At 38.4% G+C, this 13,727-nt stretch carries 10 protein-coding genes; 1 reads left to right on the top strand and 9 read right to left on the bottom strand.

What is annotated here, in order from left to right:
• Nucleotides 1-40 precede the first annotated feature (40 nt).
• The 9 genes from ACNR9Q_RS09960 to ACNR9Q_RS09920 all read right to left on the bottom strand — a co-directional run bounded on the left by ACNR9Q_RS09960 (nucleotide 41) and on the right by ACNR9Q_RS09920 (nucleotide 10,837).
• Entirely contained in the window at nucleotides 41-1,213 is a 1,173-nt protein-coding gene (locus ACNR9Q_RS09960) for an OmpA family protein (RefSeq protein WP_419211067.1), read from the bottom strand.
• 123 nt (nucleotides 1,214-1,336) lie between these two features.
• Nucleotides 1,337-1,810, bottom strand: coding sequence for a hypothetical protein (locus ACNR9Q_RS09955; protein WP_419211066.1), 474 nt, complete (start codon nucleotides 1,808-1,810; stop codon nucleotides 1,337-1,339).
• Nucleotides 1,773-2,912 (bottom strand): N-acetyl-alpha-D-glucosaminyl L-malate synthase BshA, encoded by a 1,140-nt coding sequence (gene bshA, locus ACNR9Q_RS09950; RefSeq protein ID WP_419211065.1) that lies wholly within the window; start codon nucleotides 2,910-2,912, stop codon nucleotides 1,773-1,775. Before bshA ends, ACNR9Q_RS09955 begins: the two co-directional genes overlap by 38 nt.
• 17 nt (nucleotides 2,913-2,929) lie before the next feature.
• Nucleotides 2,930-5,839: a glycoside hydrolase family 3 N-terminal domain-containing protein gene (locus tag ACNR9Q_RS09945; protein ID WP_419211064.1), complete on the bottom strand. Its 2,910-nt coding sequence runs from the start codon at nucleotides 5,837-5,839 to the stop codon at nucleotides 2,930-2,932.
• Between the two features lie 93 nt (nucleotides 5,840-5,932).
• Nucleotides 5,933-6,415 (bottom strand): ABC transporter ATPase, encoded by a 483-nt coding sequence (locus ACNR9Q_RS09940; RefSeq protein ID WP_419211063.1) that lies wholly within the window; start codon nucleotides 6,413-6,415, stop codon nucleotides 5,933-5,935.
• A gap of 38 nt (nucleotides 6,416-6,453) precedes the next feature.
• The gene (locus tag ACNR9Q_RS09935) at nucleotides 6,454-7,245 is read right to left on the bottom strand and encodes a (Fe-S)-binding protein (protein WP_419211062.1); all 792 of its coding nucleotides are present in this window, start codon (nucleotides 7,243-7,245) and stop codon (nucleotides 6,454-6,456) included.
• A gap of 8 nt (nucleotides 7,246-7,253) precedes the next feature.
• Nucleotides 7,254-8,579, bottom strand: a complete 1,326-nt coding sequence (locus ACNR9Q_RS09930; RefSeq protein ID WP_419211061.1) for a 4Fe-4S dicluster domain-containing protein — start codon at nucleotides 8,577-8,579, stop codon at nucleotides 7,254-7,256.
• Between the two features lie 3 nt (nucleotides 8,580-8,582).
• Nucleotides 8,583-9,548: an MlaD family protein gene (locus tag ACNR9Q_RS09925; RefSeq protein WP_419211060.1), complete on the bottom strand. Its 966-nt coding sequence runs from the start codon at nucleotides 9,546-9,548 to the stop codon at nucleotides 8,583-8,585.
• Nucleotides 9,549-9,595: 47 nt separating this feature from the next.
• Nucleotides 9,596-10,837, bottom strand: coding sequence for an N-acetylmuramoyl-L-alanine amidase family protein (locus ACNR9Q_RS09920; protein WP_419211059.1), 1,242 nt, complete (start codon nucleotides 10,835-10,837; stop codon nucleotides 9,596-9,598).
• Between the two features lie 143 nt (nucleotides 10,838-10,980).
• Here ACNR9Q_RS09920 and ACNR9Q_RS09915 point away from each other — a divergent pair, with 143 nt between their 5' ends.
• Nucleotides 10,981-13,707 (top strand): putative LPS assembly protein LptD, encoded by a 2,727-nt coding sequence (locus ACNR9Q_RS09915; protein WP_419211058.1) that lies wholly within the window; start codon nucleotides 10,981-10,983, stop codon nucleotides 13,705-13,707.
• The last annotated feature ends 20 nt before the right edge of the window (nucleotides 13,708-13,727 follow it).

Here is a 13,727-nt window from a genome sequence, read left to right as displayed (position 1 = left end):
GATACATATCGGGCTTAAATTTTGGTATAAATTGCTGAATTTAAAACTCTATAATCTCAAATTCGGAACGTCTATTGACTGCATGTTTCTCTTCTGGGCAATACGTATTGTCATCGCATTCATTCAACAGCATGCGTTCCCCAAATGCCTCTGATGACAATCTTGATTCAGGAATTCCTTTAGACAACAAATAGTCCTTTGTTCTATCTACCCTACGCTGGGAGAGCCAATCGTTATAATTAGAAGTACCCCTGGAGTCTGTATATGAAGTGATTTTTAATTTTAATGTCTGAATTTCTTCCATAATCTCGACAAGGGAATCCATTATAGATTTTGATTTATTATTTAAAACCGATGAATTGAGGGCAAAATGAACATTACCCAAATTCGCTATTCTTGATTTTATCTCTTCTTTTCTCCTTTTCAACGCTTCTAGACGTTCCTTTTCGGCAGCAGCCAGTTGAGCCTCTTTCTCAAGTCTTTCTGCCAATAAGGCTTCATCTCTCAGTCGATTTACCTCTGCAATAGAATCTCTTTGACGCTGTTTTTCTTTTTCGATCGCAGCCAATAGTTCTTGTTTTTCTTCACCTCGTTTAGACAATCCTTTTTCTATACCAAATTGATATACCACACCCGCTGCATGCTGAATGTGGTTCGAAGCACCGTCACTTTGACTCATGGCCCATTTTCCAGTAGAATTAAAATCTAGCCCCCATCGGTCAGAGAACCATGTTCTAAAGCCAACCACGGCATTATAAGTTCCTCTTCCCAAATTATTTGCATCTGTATATCCTGCGCCTACCCCAACATATGGATCGAACCAACCGGTCTGTCCTATAATCTTATTTAAATCATAGGTTAAACGCGCGTCCAATCCGAAATAATCTATATCAGTAGGGTTTATCTGATTATCAATAATATTGCCCTTTTTATATTTATTGTACGTTCCAACTGCCTCAATGCCCAAACCGTTCTTAAAATACCTGCCGATACTTACGCGCGATGGAAATGGAACCATATTCCATTCGTTGGCCACATTTAATAGGCCATCAAAAACGTTTCCAGAATCATCAACTGCATTGAATCCCACGCCGAAAATCCATGAACTTTGAACAATACTGTCCTTGGAAGTAATCTGAAGATCTTCTTGTGCATATGTGATATTTACCAGAGACGACAATAACAAAAAAGTAATTAATTTACTAGTTTTCATAAGATGTAAAATTGGGTTTTAAAATGTGAAATTAATGGAATAAAGAGTTTATGACAAATTAATACTGTGTACTACTATTAAGATCGATTGATAGTTAAAAGTGAAGGAAATCGCGACGAAAGTTTAATCGAATAGTAGTGTTTTAGAAGTTTTAGGAAGTTTATAAATATAAAAAGGCTGCACTTTTAAATTTTCCTGATCCTTTTTTGGTTTAAATTTTATTTTCTGAACCAAAATATTATTTTGGAGACTCGAAAACTCAAGTTCAGTATTACCCGAATCTACTTCTCCTACACACCAAACCAATACCATTTCTTTATTAAAATCAATAAGCGGAGGTGTTAAACCAGGTTTTCTAGTTCTATTTACCCTTCCATAGAATGAACGTAGGTCTTCTTGGTTATGAATCATTAGGAACTGTTCATCATCAAAGCCACTGTAATTCTCCTGAACAATTAATTCTATTGCATTCTTATCTGAATATGAATCCATTAGAGCGCTATTGCTTTTACAAGCGTGGGATAAAAAAACAAAAATTGGAACGGAAATCAAGAATGACCTAAGCATTCTTAAATCGACTTTTAAAAGCCCTTTCATAAACCTCCTCATATAATGGCAAGACCTTCTGTATGTCAAACTTCTGTGCTTCTTTAAGCGCGTTCAGCTTAAACCTTTCCAAAACATCGTCATGCTTTAATATGGTTATGGCTTTGGATGCCATATCTTCGATATCCCCAACATCACTTAAAAATCCGCTAACACCTTCTTTATTCACTTCTGGAATTCCACCTGCATTACTTGAAATGACGGGGACTTTATTAATCATGGCCTCCAAAGCCGCAAGTCCAAAACTTTCTGATTCCGATGGTAAAAGAAAAAGATCGGAGAAACATAAAATTTTATCGATTTCATTGCTATTCCCCAAGAACACGACCTTCTTTGCAATCCCTAATTCTTCGCATAGTCGTTCCGCACCTTCCTTTTCAGGCCCTTCTCCAACCATAATTAGTTTCGATGGTATTTCTAATTGAATTTTACTGAAAATCTTAATAACGTCAGGAATTCGCTTTACTTTTCTGAAATTGCTTATATGGGTAATTATACGTTCACCTTCAGATGCCATATTAGAACGTTGACAATCGGTAAACGAAGTGCTATATTTTTTGGTATCGATAAAATTAGGGATGACCTCTATATCGCCTTTTATATCAAAAATTTCCAAAGTGCCCCTTTTTAAACTTTCTGAAACCGAGGTGACTACATCAGATTGATTTATACTAAAAGTTACCGCAGGTTTATAGAAAGGGTGTTTACCGACCAAAGTGATATCGGTACCGTGTAATGTAGTGATCATTGGAACATAAATTCCTTCTTCTTCGAGCATCTTTTTTGCCATATACCCTGCATAGGCATGTGGTATGGCATAATGTACGTGTAAAAGATCAATATTGTGAAGCTTAATCGTATCTACCAATTTACTTGATAAGGCAAGCTCATAAGGTTGGTAGTGAAAAAGTGGATACTCTGGCACATGAACCTCATGAAAAAATATCCTATTACTCAATAGTTCTAGGCGAACTGGTTGTTTGTAAGTTACAAAATGCACTTCGTGGCCCCTGTTGGCCAACGCAATTCCTAATTCTGTCGCTACGACGCCACTACCTCCAAAGGTAGGATAACATACTATTGCTATTTTCATTAGTACAAAACTACTTTTTAATTTAGAATTGAATCGTAAATAGCTTGTTGAATTCTGGTCCTTAACGCAGATTTAACTAATAACGTATTGGATGCGGAGGGGTAGGTTCTGTTGGATAAAAACACATAGACTATTTCCTCTTCGGGGTCTGCCCAAGTATAGGTACCCGTAAAACCGCTATGCCCAAAACTCTTTCTAGAAACACAACCACATGTAGGTCCGGCGTGATTTAATTCCGGTTTATCAAAACCAACTCCCCTGCGTACGTTCTGATCACAGAAATAACAAGTATTGAACCTTTTTACCGTGCGGGAATCAAAAAATTTTGTACCACCATAGTAGCCATTCTGCAAATACATCTGCATAATCTTGGCTATATCGTTCGAAGTACTGAAAAGTCCCGCGTGCCCCCCTACTCCGCCTTGCATTGCCGCTCCCATATCATGAACATACCCTTGTACGGTTCCATAGCGATAATAATCATCCTCTTCCGTAGGCACTATACTTCTCTTTTCAAATTTATCTAACGGATTATAGGTTGTGTGATTGGCTCCAATTCTACTATATAAAAATTTATCGGCAAGATAATCTAATGGTTGGCCGTAACTTTTCTCGATGACCTTTTTCATCACGTAATAGGGAACATCACTATATCGATATCGGTTTGACTTTAGATCCTGCCTACCGATTCGATTGTAAATGGAATCTTGATAGGCATCTGCCAAATATAACTGGTCGTAAACTTTAGTCGAGAAACCTGGCATCGAAGACGTTCTATAGAACTCTTGAGAAGGTCTTTTGTTTTTATCCAATGTTCTGATATAGAAAGGTATCCATGCAGGTAGGCGGCCATAATGTGACAAGGCTTTAAGTACCGTCACATTTTTAATTTCGGTATTGGAATAATTTGGGACCAATTCTTCAAACGTATTATTCAAATCTATTTTACCTTCTTCCTCCATTTTCATGATCATGGGTAAGGTTGACAATATTTTGGTCAAGGAAGCCAGGTCATAAATATTATCATTGGTAATTTGCTCCTTTGAATCATAGGTAGGCTTACCAAAGCTTTTTTGATAGATCACCTTTCCTTTACGGGCAACCAGAACCTGAGCCCCTGGAAACATCAAACTATCCAAACCGTTTTTAACCAAGCGGTCTATAGCTCCTAATCCATTGGTACTCAACCCTACCCGTTCTGGAATACTATAACCCAATCGACTTAAAGACTTTGTTTCCAATCCGGTATTGACTTGAAATTCAGTATTTACACTTACCGGTAATTTACCGGTTGCCCCTATCGCCCCGAAAAGTATTTCTGCTGTTTTCTCCTGTGCGATATCACTGTTTTGATATGCCATAACCACGGCATCGATACTTTGAAAAGAGCTAATATCTGCAAGCGCATAGGGTTTTGCAAATACACACAGAATTAAATTAGAAGTTCTTTCTTCTGCAATTTGTTGTAACCAATCTAGCTCTTGATTTGAAAATTTATATCCTTTCCAAGGACTGGCATTACTTTTATGGTGGCCTATGATGACTAGGTTAAATTCCTTTAATTTGATTTTAAGATCATTAATATTACCTGAGTTTATTACGGTGACATTTGTATAGTTTTTCAAGGCTCTGACAAAGGCTTCATTTGAATCATCTCCAAATTTCACATAAGCGATTTTCTTATTCTCCAAGTTCTTAATACCGAGAAGATCTACATTGTTTTTTACGATCGTAATGGCATTCTCCATCGCCTCTTCATACACCATATCATTCTCGAGTGTATTTAAGTCCTCATATAAATGATCTAGCACTATGGGCTTATACGTATGTAATCCTGCTTTATATTTAGCCATCAATATTTTTTTGACAGAATAGGCTAATCGCTCTTCGGTCAACTGACCGGTTTCGTAGGCTTTCGTTAATTTTTGCTTTGCGCTTACTATATTTTCTGGCATTAACAACATATCGTTTCCGGCCATAAAAGCCGCTAATTCAACATCTCCGCCAACGCCTTGGGTAGAAACACCTTTCATATTTAGGGCATCAGTGAATATCAAGCCTTCATAACCCAACTCTTCTTTCAAAAGTCCGGAAATAATCTGTTCTGAAATAGAAGAGGGCAATCCCTCTTTGAGTTCTAAGGCAGGAACTTCTAAATGGGCTACCATTATACTGCTTAAACCCGATGCAATGACTTTTTTAAAGGGATACAGTTCTAAACTATCGAGCCGTTGTCTGGAAAAGGGTATCACCGGTAAATTATGATGTGAATCAACCGCTGTATCGCCATGACCTGGAAAGTGTTTTCCATTAGCCAAAACTCCGGCACGCTCCATTCCTTTAATAAAGGCAATGCCCTTTTCAACAACGTTATCCCTATTCTCACCAAAGGAGCGGTTTCCTATGATCGGATTTTGTGGATTTGTATTAATATCAAGATCTGGAGCGAAGTTAATATGTACACCTAAGCGTTTTGCGTGTTTTCCTATCTGGTAACCCACTTTCTCGACTATAGAGGTATCTTGTATGGCTCCCAAGGTCATATTCCAAGGGAAAGCGTAAGTAGAATCCAATCGCATGGAGAGCCCCCATTCTGCATCCATCCCAATTAACAAAGGTACTTTTGAAACGGACTGATAATCATTGCATAGTTTGGCCTGCCGTACCGGCCCTCCTTTTGAAAAAATGACACCCCCTAAATGCTCTTTTCTAATGAGGTTCTTTATTTTATCGGTAGCCACTTTATTTTGGTCGGAAGCCACACTCACCATGAATAACTGTCCCAGTTTCTCATCAAGGGTCATTTGATCATACCGCTTTGCAACCCATTCTTGCTGGACAAGACTGTCCTTAGTTCGCAATGGATTTTGAGCCACTAGGAAATAACAACCCGTTAAACTTAAAATAAAAACTAAACCTAAGCGCATAATTTGATGTGTAATGGGATAACTACAATGCAATGAAATTATTGCATTTCATCGATAAAACCCAATAGATTAGAGGTGTTTGGAAGAAATCTCTTATAAGAAACGGGCATGCCAACTTTCAGAAGCCGGGACTTCCCAATGTTCTAAATATTCACCTTTATTGGTAACTAGGTTATTGAAAACAATCGTGTTTTTGGAAATAGCCTTCTGTTTCGCCATTGCTTTGAAATCTACCAGCGTTTTATAGGCTACAAATTCACCTTGTTTATACGAAACGTTCATTTTATCAAGTAATAGAACATCGTACTTTTTTTCCAGTTCCTGTATAAATCTTACAGAGGCATCAATGGAACACCCAGTTGCATTTTGAGCACTCTGATCCAAAGCTATAATTATAAAACGCTTGTATTTTATTTCGTAACCGGCCTTCAAATCTTTACCGTGGGCCGTCCACGACTCAAGAAACTTATCAAGGTCCGTACATATTTCGGCCAATTCGTCCTCGGTCAAAGATCGATTACATTGATAGATCCACACTCTTGCAGATTCAGGTAAGGTATTAAATTCTACTAGCAAATTATTTTATTTATCGATTTGAAAAAACAATATCTTTTTTAAAGGTCTTCGGCAGTAGCGATTAGCTCCGCTATGTCCATCACGGCAATGGTACCTTCTTTTTCTTTATTCTTTACACCATCTGTCATCATGGTATTGCAAAAAGGACATCCAGCCGCAATGATTTCCGGTTGGGTTTCCAAAGCTTGCTCGGTACGCTCAATATTCACATCTTTATTACCCTTTTCCGGCTCCTTGAACATTTGGGCACCGCCAGCTCCACAACAAAGTCCTCTTTGCTTGCAACTCTTCATTTCCACCAACTCGGCATCCAACTTTCGAATCAAATCGCGTGGGGCTTCATAAACGCCATTTGCCCTACCCAAATAACAGGGGTCGTGAAATGTAATTCTCTTTCCTTTGAACGTCCCACCCTCCATAGAGATGCGGCCTTCGGTAAGTAATTGTTTTAAAAATTGGGTATGGTGCACGACCTCATAACTACCACCTAATCCTGGATATTCATTTTTGAGGGTATTGAAGCAATGCGGACAAGCTGTAACAATTTTCTTTATTTCATAGGCATTAAGTACCTCAATATTAGTAACGGCCTGCATTTGAAACAAAAATTCATTCCCTGCCCGTTTGGCCGGATCACCGGTACAACTTTCTTCTGTTCCCAACACTGCGAAAGAAACATTTGCCTTATTCAAGATCTTCACAAAGGCTTTCGTTATTTTTTTAGCCCTATCATCAAAACTTCCGGCACACCCTACCCAAAATAAAACTTCGGGTTTGGTTCCTGCCGCAAAAAGCTCTGCCATTGTAGGCACTTTTAATTCACTTGCCATATTGTTGTTTAAGATTCTTTACTCCAATTTAAGCGGTCCATTTGATTGAACGGCCAAGGTGCTCCGTTATTCTCAATATTCCCCATCATATTATTCAAATCTGTTGGAGCCGCAGATTGTTCCATGACCAGGTACTGTCTCATATCCATTATAACCGATAATGGGTCTATACTCACCGGACACGCTTCTAAACATGCGTTACAAGATGTACAAGCCCAAAGTTCCTCACGGGTTATGTAATCATCTAACAGCTGTTTTCCATCGGCCTTAAATTCCCCTTTGTTCGCATCCATTATACCCCCTACTTCTTCTAATCGATCCCGGGTATCCATCATTATTTTTCGTGGCGACAATTTTTTTCCCGTTTGGTTGGCAGGGCATTCGCTGGTACAACGACCACACTCTGTACAGGTATATGCATTCAATAATTGAACCCAACTTAAATCAGTGACATCTGACGCTCCAAATTTCTCTGGAACCACAGCGTCATCTGCAGGTGTCGCAAAAGGATCCGCACTGGGATCCATCATCATACGGACTTCCTTGGTCACGGATTCTAAATTCTTGAATTGTCCCTTTGGTGTTAGTCTTCCATAAAAGGTATTCGGAAAAGCCAAAAGAATATGCAAATGCTTGGAATAATACAGATAATTCAAAAAGAACAAAATTCCTGCTATATGTAGCCACCATGCGGCTCGTTCCACAAGAATTAAGCTGGATACGGATAAATTTTGAAATAATGGAACTATGAATCCACTTACAGGAAAAGATCCCACTGCTTTATAATGTTCCGCTCCCATTTGCTGTAACTGATAATCTGCCGCATTCATGGTAAGAAACAACAACATCAGCACCAACTCAATATATAAAATAAGATTTCCATCCTTTTTTGGCCAACCTTTCATTTCAGGTTTAAAGAACCGTTTCAACCGAATAACATTTCTTCTTAACCAAAAGGCAATTACGGCGACGATCACTAGAAAGGCCAGAACTTCAAAAGATGCGATAAGGTAATCATAAATAGGACCTAATACGGCGAAGAGTCTATGGGTTCCAAAAATGCCATCCAAAATTATTTCAAGCACTTCTATATTTATGATGATAAAGCCGACATAAACAATGATATGAAGTATTCCCGCAACGGGTCTCACCACCATTTTGGTCTGACCTAAAGCAATTTTGGCCATATTCTTCCAGCGTTGGGATTTATTCTCCGATACGGAGACATCCTTACCAAGAAAAATATTGCGCTTTAATTTTGAAATATTCTTTACAAAAAATCCTATTCCGAAAATAAGTAGGGCGACAAATACAATATTGGGGAGGTATTGCATAATTTAATCTTCAATTTTTTCTGCAGGATCATCTTCTGGTAATGTGTACTCCTTTTGTTTCTTACCAAAAACCGAAACATTGACATATCGTTTAGGATTAAGGCGCAAATCTTGTAGTAGAAGATCCAGTTCTCTTGTAGTGCTGTTTAAATTGGTATATAATTCTTTATCGGTCATTAACAATCCCAAAGTACCGTCTCCATTTTCGATTTTTTGCGTAACCCTGTCCAAACTAGCCATTGTCGATTCCAAACTGGCCAAAGTTCTACCTAACCCAGCAGTATTTAAGGAATCGGATAGTTTAGCGAAATTCGTAGTGAGCACGTCGAAATTCTTAAAGGAGTTGTTCAATTTATCCTTGTTAGTATCAAGTATGGTATTTAACGCACTTGCGCTACCATTTAGACTGACGATCAAATCACTTAACCCTGAAATAACTTCTCTTAAATCCTTTTTCGTTTTTGTATCCAATACCGAATTTACATTGACAAGCACAGAATCGGCATCAGAAATTGCAGATTCGAACTTACGGACCAAGGGTGTCAATTTCTCTTGCGCCAAATCAGTAATACCTGGTCTTGTTTCAGTTTGTAGGGTATCTCCCGATTGAGCAATGCCCGTACTATCGAAAGCAGGTCTTATCTGTAGGCCTTTGCCTCCTATAATTCCCGTATCGTAAAGTTCGACAATACTATTCTTGGAAAATTTAAAGTCATTGCCTACCGTGAAGGTTACCAATAAGTTTCCTTTTGTATCCAAAAATTTAATGTCGTTCACCTTACCTACATTAAAGCCATTTATGGATACCGAGGTTCCGGATTGTAAGCCACCAACATTTGGATAAACTGCATAAAATGTTTTGCTGTTATCAAAAATGGGCGTCGACTTCAAAAAGCTGAATCCCATTATGAACAATAGAATCCCTCCAACTACAATAATTCCTGTTTTTAATTCTCTAGATAGTTTCAAGCAAATATATTTTTAGTACACTCAAAATTAGGAATAAAATTGACACTTTAAGGCTTTAATTCCGAAACCTCCTCTATTGCTTCTTTTATGGGGATGCGTTCACCTAGTTTATATGCCACGATATAGGCACTGCCATATCCTTTATCCGCTGCCAATGATTGCATCATTTTCGCCTCTCGGTAAGAGCGGGTTTCCCCATACATATATCGATAAAGATTCTTATAAGGCTCTTGTGACAAATTAGAGAGTCCATTGAAATTAGCCCCATCGAGCGGTATATTTTTACTGCTTGCCATTAATTGGATCTTGAAAACGATAGAGGCCGCCACCTCTTTTGAGGATATTGTTTCTTTTGGCGTATTTAACTCGTTGGGATTATTAGGTACTTCGGCAACCTTCTCTTTCTCTTTTTGAATTCCCTTTGACACAACCTTTTTTCTTCCCGCTTCTTCCTTAACTATCTCATTTGACCCGGGCTCGGGCGATGTAGTGCTAACCTCTCTAACCGTTGGCTGTACTCCTTCCTTATAACGCAAAATGGCCTTTGCAATTGCATTCCCCATTTCAGCCTGCCCCTTGTTAGAATTCAAATAAGAGCCTTCTTCTTTATTGGTTAAAAACCCCGTTTCAACCAAAACACTCGGCATAAACGTTTGGTGTAAAACAATGAATCCTGCTTGTTTTACTTTTCTGTCGGTCCTTTTTAAGGAATTGGAAAAATTTTCTTGAATCATGGTAGCCAAAGCGACACTTTGATCCAAGAATTCTTCTTGCATAATGGTTAGCCCGATTACCGACTCTGGTGAATTAATATCATAGTCGGCATATCGGTTTTCATAATTATCCTCTAAGTAGATTACCGAGTTTTCCTTTTTTGCAATTTCAAAGTTCTGTTTGTTCGCGTGCAATCCTAAAACAAACGTACCCGCGCCATGGGCGTCTGACGTATGTGAATCGCAGTGAACAGATACAAACAAATCTGCATTGGCCTTATTGGCGACCTCTCCCCTAACGTACAAATCAATGAACGTATCGTCTTTTCGGGTATAAATAACCTTGATGTCTTTATTCCTCGATAATATTTCACCCACTTTAAGAACGATATTCAACGCTATTTTTTTCTCCAGATAACCATTTCCTAAATTCCCGGGGTCATGCCCCCCATGGCCTGCATCTAAAACCACAATAAACGGATCATCTGATCTTTTTTCTTCACTAGGGACAGAAAAAGATTGAAGGAACAATGAAATCGATATAAAAAGTAGTGCGCAAACGAATTTTATTTTCATAAGTATTAGGGGTTTTAAAGCCCTTATAATGGTTAAATTTATGGTAACACCCTGTATAGGGAATAAAAAATATATGTAAGTTTGGCATCTGAAACAATGGCTCATCTAACCGCCAAATCTTTACAAAAATAGGATATAAAGCCTTGCAAACAAACAAACAATACTTACTTTTCCTATTCGTGGTTATTGTTGGTGGGTTTTGTGTCCTAGCACAAGAAGGCAAGGTTACCCCTTTAAACATCGAGGCTCAAAAAGATTCCATTACAGCTCCTTTGTTCCCGTCGGCCATAATAAGAGATTCTAGCGCTACAGATTCTTTGGCCGTTGATTCCTTAAACCAAAAGCCCCCGTTGTTGCTCGATAAAATAACTTACAAGGCTAAGGATTACGTTAAACTAAGTCAACAAGAAAATAAGATCTACCTCTACAACGAGGCCGAAATATATTACCAAGATACCGAATTAAAGGCTGGTATAATCATTATGGATTATATTAAAAATGAGGTCTATGCCGGTAGAATGAAAGATTCCCTGGGAAATTATAGCCAGTTACCCTATTTCAAGCAAGGGTCCAATATTGTTATTCCAGATTCCATACGGTTTAATTTTGACACCCAGAAAGCACTGATTTGGAATTCACGAACGGAACAACAAGCAGCTGCCGGACAGTTGGGTAGTGATGCCATGAAAGTTTATGCCGAAATCACAAAAAAAGAAAACGATTCGGTTTATTTCTTGAGCGAAGCAAAGCTAACTACGTCAAAAGACACCATAGATCCTGATTATTACATTAGAGTCAGAAAAGCAAAATTCGTTCCTAAAAAAAAGGTGATCGCCGGTTTCAGTAATTTGTACATAGCCGATGTACCAACACCTATTGCCATGCCCTTTGCGTATTTTCCACTTTCCGTTGGCCGATCTGCAGGTATTTTGATGCCCTCATTCGGGAACAACCCGAATACAGGGTATTTTTTGCAAGATATGGGCTACTATGTTCCTTTAGGCGATTATGCGGATGTGACCCTCTCTGGAGATTTTTACACGAACGGTAGTTATGCCTTTAGAACTGCATCGATATATACCAAAAGATACAAGTATAGGGGAAATGTTAATTTAAGGTACGAGAACCAGGTTAGAAGTCAAAAAGGGTTTAGTGATTACAGTTTATCGAAAAATTACAATATTCAATTTTCGCATTCACAAGATCCAAAATCCAGCCCAAATTCTCGATTTTCTGCATCCGTAAATTTAGGTAGCACCAATTATTATCAGAATTCGCTGCAACAAAGAAACTTGCCACTCACCCAAAACAATAATCTTTCATCATCAATTTCATACTCAAAAACATTTCCGGCATATCCATCTGTGAACATGAGCCTAACGGCCACACATTCTCAAAACACCAGCCCGCAGGCAAGGGAAAATCCCGAATTAAAAAATATCTCCATGACACTCCCTACCTTTCAGGCAAGCATGGAACGTATTTATCCATTTGTAAAAAGAGACGGAATTAAAAAAGGTATTATTCAGAACATCAACTTTCAATATGATGTAAACGCCCAAAATAGACTAACGACCAATGATGACGATTTTTTAACAGGAAGGATGTTCGAGGGTGCTAAAGTCGGAGCAAGACATCGCATACCCATTAGCACCAATTTCAAAGTAGCTAAATTCTTCAGCGTTAGTGTTGGCGGAAATTATGAAGACGTTTGGACCTTAGAAACCTATAACAAACGGTTTGATGCAACTACTTCTAAAATAGTTACCGATACTCTCAAAGGTTTTGATCGGTACAACAAATACAATTTCAGCACAAGTATAGGTACCACCCTTTATGGAACATTCGATTTTGGCGAGGACAAAAAAATACAAGCGATACGCCATACCATGCGCCCTTCAATAAGCTACGGTTACGCCCCTTCTTTTGATCAATTCTATGATGAATATTTGGATGGTAATGGCAATGTAGTTCAATTCAGTAGATTTCAAGGAACACTCAACGGTGCTCCATCATTGGGTAAATCGAACAGTGTAGGATTTTCATTGGCCAACACCCTAGAAGCCAAAGTCAGGGATAAGGATTCTACCAAAATAGAACCTAAAAAAGTGCCCTTATTAAGTAATTTTAATATTTCGACAGGATATAATTTCGAATCGGATTCATTACGTTTAAATCCATTAAGCATCAATGGAGGTACGAATATTCTAAACAATAAAATGTCCATCAACTTTTCTGCGGGTCTCGACCCTTATGCTATCGATAATAATGGTAGAAGAATAGACACCTGGAATGTTGATAATGGAGGTAGCCTATTTCGGTTGACCAGAGCCAATATGAATGTATCCTATTCGATAAGTAGCGATATGTTCGGCAAAAAGGAGGACGATGAAAAAGAAGAAGAGGAAGATCCATTTGACTATGTTGCCCAAAGTGGTGGTAGGGACGATGACCTATTCGGTAAGGCAGATAGCTTCAGTGACAACCCTATACAGGACAAGGACACGAATGAAGACGTTGAAAACCCAATCTATGGAACAAAGATTCCATGGAATTTTAGGTTGGCCTATTCCGCCAGTTACTTGAATTCGGCGCGACAGAATGAATTCAGCAGTCATTCACTAATGTTCTCGGGGGACATTGAATTAGCACCACGATGGAAAATTGGGGGCTCATCTGGGTATGATTTTAAAAATAACGGATTTACGTTGACCCAACTTCGCTTTCAACGTGATCTAAAGAGTTTTTCCATGCGTTTTAATTGGACGCCCTTCGGACAATACAAAAGATGGTATTTCTTCATAGGTATAAGTTCTTCGATCCTTAAAGATTTGAAATGGGAGAATAGAAGCCAACCAATTAGAAATTAAAAATTATATTCACTTAACTA

The organism is Maribacter sp. X9, from assembly GCF_048537565.1.
Lineage (GTDB): Bacteria > Bacteroidota > Bacteroidia > Flavobacteriales > Flavobacteriaceae > Maribacter.
This window is presented reverse-complemented; position numbering and strand designations above follow the sequence as displayed.

What these genes read in the sequence shown, in the direction of transcription:
- ACNR9Q_RS09920 (WP_419211059.1), bottom strand. Translation starts at nt 10,837, where the DNA reads ATGAAAATAAAATTCGTTTGCGCACTACTTTTTATATCGATTTCATTG.
- ACNR9Q_RS09955 (WP_419211066.1), bottom strand. Translation starts at nt 1,810, where the DNA reads ATGAAAGGGCTTTTAAAAGTCGATTTAAGAATGCTTAGGTCATTCTTG.
- ACNR9Q_RS09935 (WP_419211062.1), bottom strand. Translation starts at nt 7,245, where the DNA reads ATGGCAAGTGAATTAAAAGTGCCTACAATGGCAGAGCTTTTTGCGGCA.
- ACNR9Q_RS09945 (WP_419211064.1), bottom strand. Translation starts at nt 5,839, where the DNA reads ATGCGCTTAGGTTTAGTTTTTATTTTAAGTTTAACGGGTTGTTATTTC.
- bshA (WP_419211065.1), bottom strand. Translation starts at nt 2,912, where the DNA reads ATGAAAATAGCAATAGTATGTTATCCTACCTTTGGAGGTAGTGGCGTC.
- ACNR9Q_RS09960 (WP_419211067.1), bottom strand. Translation starts at nt 1,213, where the DNA reads ATGAAAACTAGTAAATTAATTACTTTTTTGTTATTGTCGTCTCTGGTA.
- ACNR9Q_RS09930 (WP_419211061.1), bottom strand. Translation starts at nt 8,579, where the DNA reads ATGCAATACCTCCCCAATATTGTATTTGTCGCCCTACTTATTTTCGGA.